Genomic DNA, 14,945 nt, shown 5'->3' on the forward strand with positions numbered 1-14,945 from the left:
CGGGTAGGTTGTGTGCCGTGGACAGGTACCAGAAGTTCGCATCGTCGGGACTCGGTCGCCAGCTCGTGCGCAGGCTCGGCCTGCCGAACCCGTATCCACTGCGCCGCGACGCCGCCGTGGCCACGCCGGTGCTGGTCGGTGGCGCCGGTCGGCTGCCCTTCCTGAAGCAGCTCGAAACAGGTTCCGCTCCTTATGGCGCGTTGGTGTTCGACGCGTCCGACATCGCTTCTGTCGCTGATCTGCGGCAGCTGCACGACTTCTTCCACCCGGTGATCACACAGCTCGGGCCGTGCGGGCGGGTGATCGTCATCGGACGGTCGCCGGACTCCGTGGCGCAGCGGGCTCTCGAAGGCTTCGTCCGCTCGGTCGGCAAGGAGCTGCGGCGGGGTGGCACGGCAAACCTGGTCCACGTGGCGGACGGCGCCGAGGACGGTGTCGAGTCCACGCTGCGATTCCTGTTGTCCGGGCGGTCGGCGTACGTGTCCGGACAGGTCATCCACGTTTCCGGGAATGCTTCTCCCGGGTCGCTCGAGGGCAAGGTCGCGCTGGTCACGGGTGCTTCGCGGGGCATCGGTGAAGCGATCGCCACGACGCTGGGACGCGACGGCGCGCACGTGATCTGCCTGGACGTTCCCGCTGCCGGCGACGAGCTGTCGAAGGTCGCGAACGCCGTCGGCGGGTCGGCGTTGCAGCTCGACATCACAGGAGACCCCGCCCGGCTGACCTCGTACCTGCTCGAACGGCACGGCGGTGTGGACATCGTCGTGCACAACGCGGGCATCACGCGCGACAAGACGTTGGCACGCATGGACTCCTCACTGTGGGACGCGGTGCTGGAGGTCAACCTCGCCTGTCAGGAGCGGATCAACGCCGCGCTGCTCGAAGGCGACGTGCTGCGCGCGGGCGGGCGGATCGTCGGGGTGTCGTCGATCGCGGGCATCGCGGGCAACGTCGGCCAGACCAACTACGCCACCTCGAAGGCGGGCGTGATCGGGATGGTCAACTCGCTGGCGCCGGTCCTGGCTGCTCGCGGGGCCACGATCAACGCCGTCGCGCCCGGTTTCATCGAGACGAAGATGACCGCGGCCGTGCCGTTGATGACACGTGAGGTCGGGCGGCGGATGAACAGCCTTTCGCAGGGCGGGCTGCCGGTCGACGTGGCGGAGACGGTGGCCTGGTTCGCCTCACCGGGTTCTGGCGGCGTGAACGGCAACGTCGTGCGCGTGTGCGGCCAGATGCTGCTGGGGGCGTGATGTTGCTGCGTGCCGCCCTGACGTCGTTCCGGCGTGGGGAAACCCTGGCCGCCGAGCCGGTCTCGGCCACGTTCGACGTCTCGCTGAAGCACCTGACGGCCTACAACGCGGTGTGCGGGTTCGGGCTGCGGGACGCGTTGCCGCTGACCTATCCGCACGTGCTGGGCTTTCCGTTGCAGATGAAGCTGATGACCGGCTCGGGGTTCCCGTTCCCGTTGCCGGGCCTGGTGCACGTCGCGAACCGGATCGCGCAGTCGCGGCCGCTGGCGCTGTGCGAACCGCTGGAGATCACGGTGTCCGCACGCGATCTCCGTCCCCATCCGCAGGGGACGCAGGTCGACGTCGTGACGTCGGTTTCCGGTGTCTGGGAAGGGGTTTCGACCTACCTGCGGCGAACCGGCTCCGGGTCGTCGTCCGGTGAGGAGCTGCAACGGCCGATCGGGTCGGCGGTGTGGCGGGTGCCCGCGGACGTCGGGCGGCGGTACGCGGCCGTGTCAGGTGACCGGAACCCGATTCACCTGTACCCGTTGAGCGCCAAGCTGTTCGGGTTCAAGCGGACGATCGCGCACGGGATGTGGACGAAGGCGCGCTGCCTGGCCGCGCTCGAAGGCCGGCTGCCAGAGGCGGTGACCGTGGACGTCCGCTTCAAGAAGCCGCTGCTGATCCCCGGTCGCGTCGAGTTCTCGGCGGCGGAGAAGGACGGCTGGGAGTTCGCGGTGTGGGGCAAAGGACCCCACCTGCTGGGTTCCGCCCACGACCTAACGCCGTGACGGCGGGTGCCAGACGTTGCCCTCGACGAGGTCGCCGAAGCCCATCCAGACGAGGTTCATGAGGCGCGCGGCGACGACACCGGCGGGTTCCTCGGGGTGGTCGAGCCACCACTCCGCCAGTGACTCGCCGGCTCCGACCAGCGCGGCCGCCAGCGACTCCGCCTCGAGCTTGGTCGCAGGAGCCTTCGTCGACTGGGTGAGCAGCGCCGCGACCAGCGACACCGCCCTGCCGCGCATGTCCGCGAGCTCGGCGGCGAACGGTCCGCCCTGGGTCGACGCCTGCCGGTGCAGCACCTGCCAGCTCGCCCGGTTCTCACCGACGAAGCCGAAGAAGGCTCTGAGGCCGCTCCACAGCTGCACGTCGGGTTCCTGTTCGGGCTCGACGCCGGTCGCGATGGCCTCCATCATCCGGGTGGCCTCGCGCCGGATGCAGGTCGCGAAGAGCTCCTCCTTCGAACCGAGATAGGCGTAGAGCATCGGCTTGGAGATGCCCGCGACCTCGGAGATCTCGTCCATCGAAGCCGCGTGGAAGCCGAGCCGCGAGAACACGTCGACGGCAGCATCCATGATCTGCCGCTCACGCACCGCGCGTGGCAAGCGCTTGGCTCGACCTTCTGTGCGCATCACTACCCCTCAGTTCGGAGGAACAAGATTATCCGATCGGCTTGCCGCACTATCTACTCACCAGTAGTCTTACTCGCGAGTAGGTACCAGGAGGTGTGTCAATGACGCTCGACCTCACCACCGAGGCGATCGCGAAGCTCAGCCCGGCTGAGCTGATCAGCACGCTGCAGCAGATCTCACCGGACGATCCGGCGCTCGCCGATGTGAACATCGACGTCATCGCCCGCGGCATCGACCCCAAGAAGCTGGGCAAGGACGACTTCGCGGCACTGCTGACCGCGTTGGGCAAGCTCGCCGACGGCGGCGCGGACCTCGATCTGTCGAAGATGGACCCGTCCAACTTCGCGAGGATCATCTCGCGCGCCTCGAAGGACCAGATCGAGGGTGTCGTTTCCGATCCCGCTCTTCGCGTCCGGGTGCTCGACGAGGTGTTCCGCCGCATGGAGGCCCACTTCCGCGCGGACCGGGCCGGCGCCACCCGTGCCGTCGTGCACTTCCACGTGCTGGAAGACGTCTACGAGGCCATCATCGAAGACGCGACCTGCACGATCAACAAGGGCGTGACGCGCGAGGCCCGTGCCATCGTCACGCTGACGCCCGCCGACTTCCTGAAGCTCGCGACCGGCAACGCCTCCGCCCCCGTGCTGTTCATGACGGGCAAGCTGAAGGTGAAGGGCGACCTGGGGTTCGCGGCCGGGTTCATGAGCCTGTTCAACATCCCGAAGGCCTAGGAGAAAACACAGTGGGTGGCTTCTCGCTCGAGCTGAACGAAGACCAGACGGACCTGCGCGACTGGGTGCACGGCTTCGCGAAGGACGTGATCAGGCCAGCGGCCTCCGAGTGGGACGAGCGCGAGGAGACGCCGTGGCCGGTGATCCAGGAAGCCGCGAAGATCGGCCTCTACGGCTTCGAGGCCCTCGCGACCTGGTTCGCGGACCCGATCGGCCTGTCGCTGCCCATCGCGACCGAGGAGCTGTTCTGGGGTGACGCCGGCATCGCGTTGTCGCTGATGGGCACCGGTCTGGCCGTCGCAGGCATCTTCGCGTCCGGCGAGCCCGAGCAGCTGGCCGAGTGGGTGCCCGAGTGCTTCGGCGACGAGAACGAGCCGAAACTGGCCGCGTTCTGCGCCTCCGAGCCCCAGGCCGGTTCGGACGTCGCCGGGTACCGCACGCGGGCGCGCTACGACGAGGCCACCGACGAGTGGGTGATCAACGGCCAGAAGGCGTGGGCCACCAACGGCGGCATCGCGAACGTGCACGTCGTGACGGCCGTCGTCGACCCCGAACTGGGCTCGCGCGGCCAGGCCGGCTTCATCATCCCGCCGGGCACGCCGGGCCTGTCGTCGCCGGGCAAGATCAAGAAGCACGGCATGCGCGCCTCGCACACCGCCGACGTGTTCCTCGACGACGTCCGGGTGCCAGGCCGTTGCGTGCTGGGCGGTCGCGAACGCCTGGAGGCCCGCCTGGCTCGCGCCCGCGAAGGCCAGAAGGCCGGCGGGCAGGCCGCGATGGCGACGTTCGAGACCACGCGCCCGACCGTGGGCGCCATGGCCGTCGGTGTCGCACGCGCCGCCTACGAGTACGCGCTGGACTACGCCAAGGACCGCGAGGCGTTCGGGCGGAAGATCATCGAGAACCAGTCGATCGCGTTCGACCTGGCGAACATGCGGATGGAGATCGACGCGGCGCGGCTGCTGGTGTGGCGCGCGGCGTGGATGGGGCGCAACAACGTGCCGTTCACCGCTGGCGAGGGCTCGATGTCGAAGCTCAAGGCGTCCGAGGTGTCGGTGTGGGCGACGGAGCGGGCGATCCACGTGCTGGGTGGAGCCGGGTACACGCGGGAGCACCCGGTGGAGCGGATGCACCGCGACTCGAAGATCTTCACCATCTTCGAGGGGACGTCGGAGATCCAGCGGCTCGTGGTGTCGCGGGCGATCTCCGGGATGCAGATCAGGTGACGTGGGCGGGCGGTTTTCGGGCCGCCCGCTCTCGTTTCGTCAGCAGGACCGACCGCTGCGCCCCTCAAGGGAGGCGCCGTCGTAAGTCACGGTGGCCACGGCCATCGTGCACATGTCGTTCATCGTCCTGCTGAACGTCCACACGTCGCGCTGGTTCGGCTCGCCGATCGTCGGCACGGTGGACACGGTGTCCGCCCTCAGCCGGACCGCCGCGCGGAACGGGGTCGTGGCCTGCACGCGGACGTGGCCGTACTTGCCGCCACAGCCCTCGTACTGCGTGATCGTGGCGACGGTCGTGGCGCCTCGCTTCAGGACGCCGGCCGAGCCGATTTTCACCGCGCTCGAGCAGTTCGGCGGCTTCGGCACCACTGGTACCTCCGCTGCTTGTGCGGTGCCCCCGAGGAACAGGGCTACGCCGGTCGTGACGATTCCCAGTTTGATCAGCACGTACGTGAACGTAAGTCGCGTTGGTTAGCCGACGGTAAATCCGCGAACGCGTGGAGTAACACCGGGTTCCACTGCTCCGATCAGCCCAGTAGATCGGCGTTAGGGGGAATCGAGATGCTCCCGAATGTGTACCTCATGGCTGCCGCGGTTCTGGCCGGTGCCGCGGGCAGTGCCTACGTCGTGACGGTCGTGGACCGCCCGAAGCCCGTTGTGGTCAGTCACGTCGTGCGGGTGGTCGACGCGGAGACGGTCGAAGTGCGCGAGGGCGATCGCGTCGCGGTGGTGCGGCTCGTGAACGTCGACGCGCCCGGTGCGGGCGAGTGTCTGCATCTGGAGTCCCGGAAGCGGCTGACCGAGCTGCTGCCCGAGGGGACTCCGGTCACCGTGGTCGGGGAAGGACAGTTCGCGGCGCTGTCCAAGCAGGACGGAACGTTCGTCAACGCCGCGCTCATCGCGGACGGGCTGGCAGTGCCGGTGGTCAACGGCACGCGTTATCTGGGCAGGGCGAAGGAGGCGAACACCTCGGCCGCCGCGCAGCGGAAGGGGTTGCATTCGCCTGAGGTGCCGTGCACGTTGCCGGGGCAGGTCAGGGCGATCACCGAGGCGGCGGCCGTGGTCGAGGCACAGCCGCTCAAGGCCAGCAAGGCCGAGCTGACGGTGGCGGCGGACACGGCCAAGACCGCCATCGGGCTGGTCGACCAGCTGAGCAAGCCCGGCGGGTTGACGTGGGACGCGGTGGCGCCGGTGGACCAGACGGTGTTGCTGGCGAAGGTCACCAAGGCGGTGCCGACGCTGTACCGCAAGGAGGCCGAGCTGCGGAACGTCGTCAAAGGACTCAGGTAGCCGTCACGTTCGCAGCTGGCGGTTTGGGGCGTTTGATAGCCTCCGGGGCGCCCCGCGGTCTGGGCGATCCCATCTTGGAGGAGCGTCGTGCGCACGTTGACCCATGCCGAGTTCATGGCGATGCGGCGCTTTCCCGCGCTGGACGGCCTGCGCGCGTTCGCGGCCGTCATCGTGGTGTTCTTCCACTTCGGAGGCGCCGAGTGGAAGTGGCTCTCCGGGTGGGTCGGCGTCTACCTCTTCTTCGTGCTGTCCGGCTTCCTGATCACCACGCTGCTGCTGCGTGAGCAGGACACCAAGGGCCGGATCTCGTTGAAGAACTTCTACATCCGGCGCGTGTTCCGGATCATGCCGCCGTACTTCGTGATCTTCGCGTTCATCATGGCGTTCTTCTACCTGCGCGGCGACTTCTTCACGATCCGGTACCCGGAGACGCTGAAGTACTACCTGACGTTCATGAACGAGTTCCTGCCCGAGGGCATGAAGGGCGCTCCGAACGACTACTTCTCCGGCTCGTGGACGCTCGGCATCGAACAGAAGTTCTACCTGGTGTGGCCCGCGCTGATGGTCTTCGCGGGAGTGGCCGCGGCCCGGCGCCGTGTCTACATCGCACTGGGTGCGATGGCCGTGCTGATCGCCTGCATCCCGCTGACCGCCGGCTGGTACACCGCCTACTCGATCACCGCGCTCTACACCTCGACCGTGCACTACGTGGTGCTGCTGGTGGGCGCGCTGCTGGCGATCGTCATGAACAGCAAGCGCCTGTACAGGTTCGTCCAGCCGCTGACCCACCCGTTGTTCGCGCTGGTGGCGATCATCGGCTTCACCGCACTGCACGTGAACATGGAGACCCTCTGGCACTCCACCAGCAACGCCGTGGTGCTGCTGCTGGCCTACGCGGTGCTGACGGCGATGCTGATCGTGTCGCTGATGGGCCGCAACCCGATGACGTGGCTGCTGTCGACCAGGCCGATGCGCTTCGTCGGCGACCGCTCCTACTCGCTGTACCTGTTCCAGGGCATCGCCGCCTTCATGGTCGGCGCGCTGCTGCCTCGTTTCCAGGTCTACGGCACGCTCACGGCCGTGGTGGTCACCCTGGTGTCGCTGTTGCTCGCCGACGTGGTGTTCCGCTGGGTCGAGCACCCGGCGATCGAGCTCGGCCGCCGCATCATCGCCCGCCGCGCGAAGAAGCCCGCGGCCAACCCTCCCGCGAAGGAGATGCAGCCGGTCCCGGTCGGCGCCTGACCTGCCATGAAGCTGTTGCCGGTGCAGGCCGCCGCCGCGGTCGTGGGTGCGGTCAGCGCGATCGTCCTCACCGCGACGGTCGTGCTGGGAGCGGCGCTGTTGCCGGAGTGGGCCAACTTCGCGCTCATCGTGGCGACCGTCGGGCTCATCGTGTTGATGGTGGCGCGCTTCCGGCGCACGCGACTGCGGACCGACGGCCTCAAAGGACTGTTCCGGACGCTGCGCGCGGCGATGCCGGCGTTCGCGATCGTGCTGGCCGCCCTCGCGTTCTACGGAGGCTGGCTCATCGCGCTCGTCACCATGGTGAGCGGCAGCACGGCGGGCAACCTCAAGTACGAGAACGGCCAGTACACGACCACACACCGCAAGACCGTCACCGTGCTCACCAAGGAGCAGTACGAGGACGCTCAGGCGGCGAACCAGCGGCTGGTCAGCGCGATCTGCCTCGCGATGTCCGGTGGTGTGTTCGCGCTCAGCGGCGTGGCTGAGCGCATCAGGGAGTCCGGCTAGTCCGGCAGCGGCAGGATCGCGCCCACGCGCTTGAGCTCGCGGCGGTGCACGGCGAGCAGGACCGTGTCATCGGCACGGCGGAAGTGCAGCACCACGAAGTTCGGATGCGGCGGCTCGTGGTCGGTGATCAGCTCGACCCGGCCGTCCTCGGGGCTGAACACGATCCGCTCGGCCCAGACGATCTTCGTGGGGCCGAAGAACAGCTCGCCCTCTTCCCAGCGGCCGTCCAGGAAGACGTCCCCGTCGCCGCGGCTGTCGTCACCGGACGGGCCGAACATCTCCCCGAGAACGCCCCCGAGCACCTCGAACAACGCAGACACCACGACCCCCTTCGTTGCTACAGGAACGAGCTGGGCGCCCAGCTGGTTCCCGTTGCGAGGTGGTCTAGCCGAACGGCTGGCCTGCGGCGCGCAGCCAGGCGCGCTCACGCGAGTGGTCCGGCATGGCGGGCCACCCGTTGATCTTCGCGATCAACACCCAGTACCGCTCGGCACGCGGGTCGGCGAAGTCGGAGAACGTGCGCAGCCGCTCGACGAGGTTCTCGTCGTTCGGCAGGCCCATCGCCTCCGCCCACTTGGCGTTCACGCGCTCCACGACCTCGCGAGCGGCGTCCGACTCCGGCGCGACACCGGCATCGAGAGCCTCACGGGCCTGGGCGATCGCGAAGTTGAACGCCTCCATCTGGCCTTCCGACCGCGGCCCCATGTCCTCACCGTTGCGGCGGAACTCCTCGTGCTGCTGGGACATCCGCTTGACCGACGCGCGGAAGTCCGGGTCCTGCAGGAGCTTCGCGAGCTCGACCCACGCCTCCAGCTGCTCGGTCGACGGGTCGTCCGGCAGCTCGACCCGCACGGATCGCATGCGCTGCTCGAACTGCGGATCCAGCTCGTAGGGCCCGAACACCTCCTCGAAGAAGTCGTCGAGGATGCGCTGGCGTTCCTCGTCCGACATCCGTGCCAACTCGTTCATCAGTTCCATCTCCCCTCCTTTGGCGACGGCGCGCAGGACGGCACGGCGCAGCCGCAACGTCTTCATCTGCGCGTCGATCGCTTCCGCATGTGCACGCGCCACGTCGGTGACCGACACCTCGCGGGCCAGCACGCGGCCGGCGGTCGGCAGGTCCACGCCCAGATCCCTCAGGGTGCGGACGAGCTTCAGCCTGGCCACCGCTTCTGCGTCGTAGGTGCGGTAGCCGCCGGCGGTTCTGTCCGTGGGCGGGATGAGGCCCGAGTCGGAGTAGAACCTGATGGCCCGGACGGTGAGTCCGGTCATCTTGGCCAGCTCGCCGATCTGGTAGCGCGTCACGGGGACAACTCTGCAGTCTCCAGTAGCTGGAGGGTCAAACCGAATAACCGGACGGGTGGCGCGAACACGCTCCAGTTGGGCTGAACGACCTGGTGACGCAGCCGCGTGACCTGCGAAAACGTTGATCGCATCGGTATCGCCCTGGTGCCGTCAACGACGGGTTCTGGGGGAATCAATGCGTTCTGTTTCGCATGCGCTGAAGGCTGCTGTTGGCTGTGTCGGGCTCGTCGCCGCGCTGCTCGGTGCTGTGGCCGCGCCGACGAACGCCGAGGCGTCCGGCTCCGGCTCGAGGCGCTCCGGGTCGTCGCTACGGGCACGGGCGGTGTGACCTGCGTACAGGCACACGTTCAGAACGAGAGCTGGATGGGCGAAAAGTGTGAGCCGGCCGGCGAGACCACCGTCGTCGGCATCGCGAGCCTGAGCCTGCGAATGGAAGCCGTCCAGGGCAGGTCGACTAGAGGCCGGAAACGAGGTCGTGGGTGTTTCCTCCACCAGGAAGGAAACACCCACGACCTGTTCTCAGTAGGTCATCGCGAAGCCGGGGTCGGCCAGCAACGCGCCGACGTCGGCCAGGAACTGCGAGCCCTGCTGGCCGTCGACCACGCGGTGGTCGAACGACAGCGCGAGCTGGCAGATCTTGCGGATCTTGATCTCGCCGTCGACCACCCACGGCATGTCGCGGATCGCGCCGAGGGCGAGGATCGCGGACTCACCGGGGTTGAGGATCGGCGTGCCGGTGTCGACGCCGAAGACGCCGACGTTGGTGATCGTGATCGTGCCGTTCATCATGTCGGCCGGTGACGTCTTGCCGTCACGGGCGACCGTCGCGAGCTCGTCCAGTGCGACCGCGAGCTCCTTCAACGACATCCGGTCGGCGTCGCGGACCTTCGGCACCACCAGGCCGCGCGGCGTTGCGGCCGCGATGCCCAGGTGGACGTAGTCCTTGTAGACGATCTCGTTCGCCGCGCTGTCCCACGTCGCGTTGACGTCCGGCGTGCGGCGCGTGGCCAGTACGACGGCCTTGGCGCAGAACGCGAGCGGCGTCAGCTTCACGCCGCGGAACTCCGGGTGGTTCTTCAGCCGCGCGCGCAGTTCCATCATCGGCGTCACGTCGACCGTCAGGAACTCGGTGACGTGCGGTGCGGTGAACGCACTGTCCACCATCGCCTGCGCGGTCGCCTTGCGGACGCCCTTGATCGGCACGCGACGTTCGCGCGAGCCGTTGTCCACAAAGGACTGCGTGGCGACGGGAGCCGGTGCGGAGACAGCGCTTTCGACGTCCTCACGCGTGATCACGCCGTCAGGGCCGGAGCCCGTGAGCGCGTACAGGTCGACGCCGAGGTCCTTGGCCAGCTTGCGGACCGGCGGCTTGGCCAGCGGCACGTAGCCACCGGGAGCCCGCACCGGAGCAGGTACCGCAACGGGTTCCGGCACCACGACAGGCGCAGGAGCAGGTGCGGCGGCAACGGCGGCTGCCGGAGCCGGCGCGCTGTCCTTGCGCGCGCGGCGCTTGGCCGTGCCGGACTTCGGGCCGTAGCCGACGAGCGTCGCGATGCGCCCGCCCGGCATCTCCTCGCCGATCTTGCCGGACGAGGTGCCGTTCGACTCGGCCGCGGCAGGTGCCGACGCGGGTGCGGCGGCACCACCGGGGTCGGTGTCGATCGTGATGATCGGGACGCCGACCTCGACCGTCTGGCCGGGCTCCGCGTGCAGCTCGGTCACGACGCCCGCCCACGGGCACGGCAGCTCGACGGCGGCCTTGGCCGTTTCGATCTCGACGATGATCTGGTTGACCGTGACGGTGTCACCGGGCTTGACGTGCCAGGTGAGGATCTCGGCCTCGGTCAGCCCCTCAGCCGTGTCAGGCAGGGGGAATTGCTTGTACTGCGGCATTTCCGTTGTTCCCCTTACCAGGCGAGAGAGCGGTCGACGGCGTGCAGCACCCGGTCGAGGTCGGGGAGGAACTCCTCCTCGAGCTTCGACGGCGGGTACGGGGTGTCGAAGCCGGTCACCCGCAGCACCGGTGCCTGCAACGAGTAGAAGCACTCCTGCTGGACCTTGGCTGCAATCTCGCTGGCGATCGAGGACTCGGACGGCGCCTCGGACACGACGACCAGCCGGCCGGTGCGGCGCACCGACTCGAACACCGGCGCGAGGTCCAGCGGCGACAACGTGCGCAGGTCGATGACCTCCAGCGACGTGCCGTCCTCGGCAGCCGCGGTGGCGGCGTCGAGAGCAGTCCGGACCATCGGGCCGTACGCGACGAGCGTCGCGTCCGCGCCGGTGCGCAGAACCCGCGACTGGAACAGCGGGCCGGGCTGGGCCGTGGTGTCGACCTCGCCCTTCTCGTAGTAGCGGCGCTTGGGCTCGAAGAACAGCACCGGGTCGTCGCAGTCGATCGCCTGCTGGATCATCCAGTACGCGTCGGCCGGGTTCGAGCACGAGACGACCTTGAGGCCGGCGGTGTGCGCGAAGTACGACTCGGGCGATTCCGAGTGGTGCTCGACGGCGCCGATGCCACCGCCGAACGGCACGCGGATCACGATGGGCAGCTTGATCTTGCCCTGCGTGCGGTAGTGCAGCTTCGCGACCTGCGACACGATCTGGTCGAAGCCGGGGAAGATGAAGCCGTCGAACTGGATCTCGCACACCGGGCGGTAGCCGCGGATCGCGAGGCCGACTGCGGTGCCGATGATGCCGGACTCCGCGAGCGGCGTGTCGAGCACGCGCTGCTCACCGAAGTCCTTCTGCAGACCGTCGGTGATCCGGAAGACACCGCCGAGCTTGCCGATGTCCTCGCCCATCATGATGACCTTGGGGTTGGCCTCCATGGAGGCCCGCAGGCCCATGTTGAGCGCCTTGGAGATCGTGAGCGTCTGCACCGGGGTCGCCGGGGCAGCGGTCGTGGATCGGTCCATGGTCGGAGCAGCCATCAGTGCTCACCTCCAGCAAAACCCGAGACGTAGTCGAGGAATTCGTCGCGCTGCGCTTCGAGGTTGGGGTTGCCCTCGGCGTAGACGTTGCTGAAGATCCGTTCGGCGGGCGGATCCGGCATGTTGACGCAGAACTCGCGCAGGTTCTCGGCGAGCTCGTCCGCCTCGGCCTCGACGCTCGCGAAGAACTCCTGGTCAGCCCACTGCTGCCGGACCAGGTAGACCTTGACCCGCTCGATCGGGTCCTTGAGCTTCCACAGCTCCAGCTCGTCCGACAGCCGGTAGCGCGTCGGGTCGTCGGAGGTGGTGTGCGCGTCCATCCGGTAGGTGAACGCCTCGATCAGGATCGGGCCGTTGCCGTGGCGGCACTCGTCCAACGCCCAGCGCGTGACCGCGAGCGTGGCGAGCACGTCGTTGCCGTCGACGCGGATGCCGGGGAAGCCGTAGCCGCGGGCGCGCTGGTACAGCGGCAGGCGCGACTGGCGCTCGGTGGGCTCGGAGATGGCCCACTGGTTGTTCTGGCAGAAGAAGACGAGCGGAGCGTCGTAGACCGCGGCCCACACGAAGCCCTCGTGCACGTCACCCTGCGAGGTCGCGCCGTCGCCGAAGAACACCATGGTGGCTTCGCCGTCGTCGTCGCCGACCTTGCCGTCGAACTTCTGCCCCATCGCGTACCCGGCCGCGTTGAGGACCTGGTTGCCGATGACGATCGTGTACGGGTGGAAGCGCTTCTCGACCGGGTCCCACGTGCCCTGGTCGGTGCCGCGGAAGATGCCGAGCAGCTCCGTCGGGTGCACGCCGCGGGTCCACGCGATGCCGTGCTCGCGGTAGCTCGGGAACGCCATGTCGGTCGGACGCATCGCGCGGCCGGCGCCGATCTGCGCCGCCTCCTGGCCGAGCAGCGGCACCCAGATGCCGAGCTGGCCCTTGCGCTGCAACGCGTTCGCCTCGCGGTCGACCCGGCGGATCAGGACCATGTCGCGGTACAGGCCGCGCAGCTCCTCCGCCGAGATGTCGATGTCGAAGTCGGGGTGCGTGACTCGCTCACCCTCGGGGGTGAGGAGCTGCACCAGGTCGGCGCCGCCCTCGTCTGTTGCTCGCAAGCCTGCGATCACCTGTTCCGCTGTCGGTTTTGCGGCAGTGGCGGCCGGCGCTGCGTCCGGCTCAGGGTGCGTCCATTGCTCAGGGGACGACATGCGCCTTCTCCTCTGTCTCTCCGACCGCCCGATCGCTCGTGACGACCTCGTGCGGCGACGCCGGCGGTCACCGCCAACCCTGTGGGGCCGGAGGCAGCCGTCGGCGTTGACGGTGGCTTACGACCACATCCTGACACGCCCTCACCCGTGTTGGTGAGACCCGTCCCACTTCGTAACACACGAGTCAACGTTCTGATCAGCGACAACAGTCGGAGGTTCGACTTTTTGCCCTCCGACTAGGCCGTTCGATTACCGGACGCAGCTGTCCCGGTTACCGATCGTTAACTTTGCCAGAGGCCTCCGGGGATGAGCTTAAGGACGCGAGCAGAGGCGGAGTCGTGACAGGATCGAGAGGTGGACCGTTCAGTTGTGACCAGCACCGTCCGGACGCTGTGGGACGACGACATCGTCCCGAGCCTGTCTCAGCTCGTCGCCGTGCCGGCGATCTCGCCCGCGTTCGACCCGGCCTGGGACGAACACGGCGAACTGGCCGCCGCGATCGAGCACGTGCGCACGTGGATCTCCGCCCGCGAGCTGCCCGGCGTGACTCTCGAAGTCGTCCAACTGGCGGGACGCACGCCACTTCTCGTGGTCGACGTGCCCGCGTTCGGTAACGCGGGCGACGACACGGTGTTGCTCTACGGACACCTCGACAAGCAGCCGCCGGTGGGCGGCTGGAGCGACGGACTCGGCCCGTGGACCCCGGTACTGCGTGACGGACGTCTCTACGGCCGCGGCGCGGCGGATGACGGTTACTCCGGATATGCCGCAATCGCCGCGATCGAGGCCGTGCGCGCGGCAGGCGGCTCGCACTCGCGTTGTGTCGTGCTGCTGGAGACCGGCGAGGAGTCGGGTTCGCCCGACCTGCCCGCCTACCTCTCGCACCTCTCTTCTCGTTTGGGCCGTGTGTCTCTGGTGGTCTGCCTGGACTCCGGCGGCTCGGACTACGAACGCATGTGGCTGACCACGTCGCTGCGCGGCCTGGTGCAGGTCAAGATGACCGTGCGGGTGCTGGAGGGCGGCCTGCACTCGGGCATGGCGTCCGGCATGGTGCCGTCGTCGTTCCGCATCGCGCGAGTGCTGCTGGACCGTCTCGAGGACTCCGCGACCGGCGAGATCCTGGTGCCGGAGATGCACGTCGAGATCCCCGCGCACCGGCTGGCCGAGGTCCGCGAGGCCGTGGAGGCCGCGCCCGGCGCCTTGTGGGGTCCCGTGCCGCGTGTTGGCGACCTGCAGCCGATGTCTTCGGACGAGGTTGAGCAGGCTCTGGGCACCGGGTGGCGGCCGACCCTGTCGGTCACCGGCGCGGACGGGCTGCCGTCGCCGGACGACGCGGGCAACGTGCTGCGGCCGTTCACCACGCTGGTGCTCTCGTTCCGGCTGCCGCCGACCGCTGACTCCTCGGCGGCCCTGGAGGCTGTGCGTGAGCGGCTGACCACGGACGTGCCTTACAACGCGACCGTGGAGCTCTCGCGGGTCGAGGCCGCTGACGGGTGGAACGCTCCTGCTTTGGCGCCCTGGTTGTCGGCTGTTCTGGACGATGCCGGCAAGGAGGTCTTCGGGGCGCCTTGGCGGACCGTGTCGCTCGGTGGGTCGATTCCGTTCATGGGGCTGCTGCACGAGGCTTACCCCGAGGCGCAGTTCCTCGTGACCGGAGCTGTTGGGCCTGACTCGAACTGCCACGTGCCGGACGAGTGGCTGCACCTGGCGCACGCGGCTCGGGTCACTGAGGCCGTGGCGTTGGTGCTGGACGCGCAGTCGTCTCAGCGCTGAAATCCTCCAACAACGCAAGACCTGTCGCCGGGTTGCCCCGCGTACCTTCGCGCTCTCGCCAGCGCGTTGACCTGCGCGGGGCCGCCTCGGCC

The 14,945-nt window shown here is 68.4% G+C and carries 16 protein-coding genes; 9 read left to right on the forward strand and 7 right to left on the reverse strand.

Annotated elements, in window-relative coordinates; translation table 11 throughout:
• The first annotated feature begins 17 nt into the window (after positions 1–17).
• Together ABFX45_RS00260 and ABFX45_RS00265 are read left to right on the forward strand one after the other, a co-directional pair.
• The gene (locus ABFX45_RS00260; protein ID WP_346126747.1) at positions 18–1,253 is read left to right on the forward strand and encodes a 3-oxoacyl-ACP reductase; all 1,236 of its coding nucleotides are present in this window, start codon (positions 18–20) and stop codon (positions 1,251–1,253) included.
• Complete coding sequence (locus ABFX45_RS00265) at positions 1,253–2,023, forward strand: MaoC family dehydratase (protein WP_109629719.1); 771 nt, start codon at positions 1,253–1,255, stop codon at positions 2,021–2,023. The genes ABFX45_RS00260 and ABFX45_RS00265 overlap by 1 nt, the downstream gene beginning before the upstream one ends.
• On the opposite strand, the gene ABFX45_RS00270 is transcribed toward ABFX45_RS00265, so the two are convergent.
• A complete protein-coding gene (locus tag ABFX45_RS00270) occupies positions 2,012–2,647 on the reverse strand; it encodes a TetR/AcrR family transcriptional regulator (RefSeq protein ID WP_109632935.1) in 636 nt (211 codons plus the stop codon). The two genes, ABFX45_RS00265 and ABFX45_RS00270, sit on opposite strands and share 12 nt — an antisense overlap.
• A 101-nt stretch (positions 2,648–2,748) precedes the next feature.
• On the opposite strand from ABFX45_RS00270, the gene ABFX45_RS00275 reads away from it, so the two are divergent.
• Entirely contained in the window at positions 2,749–3,378 is a 630-nt protein-coding gene (locus ABFX45_RS00275) for an SCP2 sterol-binding domain-containing protein (protein ID WP_109629722.1), read from the forward strand.
• Positions 3,379–3,389: 11 nt separating this feature from the next.
• Positions 3,390–4,604, forward strand: coding sequence for an acyl-CoA dehydrogenase family protein (locus ABFX45_RS00280; RefSeq protein WP_109629725.1), 1,215 nt, complete (start codon positions 3,390–3,392; stop codon positions 4,602–4,604).
• 39 nt (positions 4,605–4,643) lie between these two features.
• Here ABFX45_RS00280 and ABFX45_RS00285 read toward each other — a convergent pair whose 3' ends face one another.
• Complete coding sequence (locus ABFX45_RS00285) at positions 4,644–5,051, reverse strand: hypothetical protein (protein ID WP_109629728.1); 408 nt, start codon at positions 5,049–5,051, stop codon at positions 4,644–4,646.
• A gap of 135 nt (positions 5,052–5,186) precedes the next feature.
• Between ABFX45_RS00285 and ABFX45_RS00290 the strand changes: the two genes are divergently transcribed.
• The 3 genes from ABFX45_RS00290 to ABFX45_RS00300 all read left to right on the forward strand — a co-directional run bounded on the left by ABFX45_RS00290 (position 5,187) and on the right by ABFX45_RS00300 (position 7,646).
• Complete coding sequence (locus ABFX45_RS00290) at positions 5,187–5,894, forward strand: thermonuclease family protein (RefSeq protein ID WP_346126751.1); 708 nt, start codon at positions 5,187–5,189, stop codon at positions 5,892–5,894.
• A gap of 87 nt (positions 5,895–5,981) precedes the next feature.
• Positions 5,982–7,136 (forward strand): acyltransferase family protein, encoded by a 1,155-nt coding sequence (locus tag ABFX45_RS00295; protein WP_346126753.1) that lies wholly within the window; start codon positions 5,982–5,984, stop codon positions 7,134–7,136.
• 6 nt (positions 7,137–7,142) lie between these two features.
• A complete protein-coding gene (locus tag ABFX45_RS00300; protein WP_346126755.1) occupies positions 7,143–7,646 on the forward strand; it encodes a hypothetical protein in 504 nt (167 codons plus the stop codon).
• Here ABFX45_RS00300 and ABFX45_RS00305 read toward each other — a convergent pair.
• Together ABFX45_RS00305 and ABFX45_RS00310 are read right to left on the reverse strand one after the other, a co-directional pair.
• On the reverse strand, positions 7,643–7,966 hold the full coding sequence (locus tag ABFX45_RS00305) for a hypothetical protein (RefSeq protein WP_146231361.1): 324 nt from the start codon (positions 7,964–7,966) through the stop codon (positions 7,643–7,645). The genes ABFX45_RS00300 and ABFX45_RS00305 overlap by 4 nt on opposite strands.
• Positions 7,967–8,030: 64 nt before the next feature.
• The gene (locus ABFX45_RS00310; protein ID WP_346126757.1) at positions 8,031–8,951 is read right to left on the reverse strand and encodes a MerR family transcriptional regulator; all 921 of its coding nucleotides are present in this window, start codon (positions 8,949–8,951) and stop codon (positions 8,031–8,033) included.
• A gap of 175 nt (positions 8,952–9,126) precedes the next feature.
• Here ABFX45_RS00310 and ABFX45_RS00315 point away from each other — a divergent pair, with 175 nt between their 5' ends.
• Complete coding sequence (locus tag ABFX45_RS00315) at positions 9,127–9,279, forward strand: hypothetical protein (protein WP_346126759.1); 153 nt, start codon at positions 9,127–9,129, stop codon at positions 9,277–9,279.
• A 191-nt stretch (positions 9,280–9,470) separates the two neighbouring features.
• Here the strand turns inward: ABFX45_RS00315 and ABFX45_RS00320 are convergent, their stop codons facing one another.
• The 3 genes from ABFX45_RS00320 to pdhA are packed head-to-tail and all read right to left on the reverse strand — an operon-like array spanning position 9,471 to position 13,080.
• Positions 9,471–10,844 carry a dihydrolipoamide acetyltransferase family protein gene (locus tag ABFX45_RS00320; RefSeq protein WP_346126761.1) on the reverse strand — a complete coding sequence of 458 codons (1,374 nt, stop codon included), beginning with the start codon at positions 10,842–10,844 and terminating at the stop codon, positions 9,471–9,473.
• A gap of 14 nt (positions 10,845–10,858) precedes the next feature.
• A complete protein-coding gene (locus ABFX45_RS00325; RefSeq protein WP_109629747.1) occupies positions 10,859–11,884 on the reverse strand; it encodes an alpha-ketoacid dehydrogenase subunit beta in 1,026 nt (341 codons plus the stop codon).
• Positions 11,884–13,080 carry a pyruvate dehydrogenase (acetyl-transferring) E1 component subunit alpha gene (pdhA, locus tag ABFX45_RS00330; RefSeq protein WP_109629750.1) on the reverse strand — a complete coding sequence of 399 codons (1,197 nt, stop codon included), beginning with the start codon at positions 13,078–13,080 and terminating at the stop codon, positions 11,884–11,886. Before pdhA ends, ABFX45_RS00325 begins: the two co-directional genes overlap by 1 nt.
• 354 nt (positions 13,081–13,434) lie before the next feature.
• Here pdhA and ABFX45_RS00335 point away from each other — a divergent pair, with 354 nt between their 5' ends.
• Positions 13,435–14,853: a M20/M25/M40 family metallo-hydrolase gene (locus ABFX45_RS00335; RefSeq protein WP_346126764.1), complete on the forward strand. Its 1,419-nt coding sequence runs from the start codon at positions 13,435–13,437 to the stop codon at positions 14,851–14,853.
• Positions 14,854–14,945 lie beyond the last annotated feature (92 nt).

This window comes from Lentzea roselyniae, from assembly GCF_039537795.1.
Classification (GTDB): domain Bacteria; phylum Actinomycetota; class Actinomycetes; order Mycobacteriales; family Pseudonocardiaceae; genus Lentzea; species Lentzea atacamensis.

Coding starts and splice junctions, on each gene's coding strand:
- ABFX45_RS00265 (WP_109629719.1), top strand. CDS start 1,253: ATGTTGCTGCGTGCCGCCCTGACGTCGTTCCGGCGTGGGGAAACCCTG.
- ABFX45_RS00270 (WP_109632935.1), bottom strand. CDS start 2,647: ATGCGCACAGAAGGTCGAGCCAAGCGCTTGCCACGCGCGGTGCGTGAG.
- ABFX45_RS00275 (WP_109629722.1), top strand. CDS start 2,749: ATGACGCTCGACCTCACCACCGAGGCGATCGCGAAGCTCAGCCCGGCT.
- ABFX45_RS00290 (WP_346126751.1), top strand. CDS start 5,187: ATGGCTGCCGCGGTTCTGGCCGGTGCCGCGGGCAGTGCCTACGTCGTG.
- ABFX45_RS00300 (WP_346126755.1), top strand. CDS start 7,143: ATGAAGCTGTTGCCGGTGCAGGCCGCCGCCGCGGTCGTGGGTGCGGTC.
- ABFX45_RS00315 (WP_346126759.1), top strand. CDS start 9,127: ATGCGTTCTGTTTCGCATGCGCTGAAGGCTGCTGTTGGCTGTGTCGGG.
- ABFX45_RS00320 (WP_346126761.1), bottom strand. CDS start 10,844: ATGCCGCAGTACAAGCAATTCCCCCTGCCTGACACGGCTGAGGGGCTG.
- ABFX45_RS00325 (WP_109629747.1), bottom strand. CDS start 11,884: ATGGCTGCTCCGACCATGGACCGATCCACGACCGCTGCCCCGGCGACC.
- pdhA (WP_109629750.1), bottom strand. CDS start 13,080: ATGTCGTCCCCTGAGCAATGGACGCACCCTGAGCCGGACGCAGCGCCG.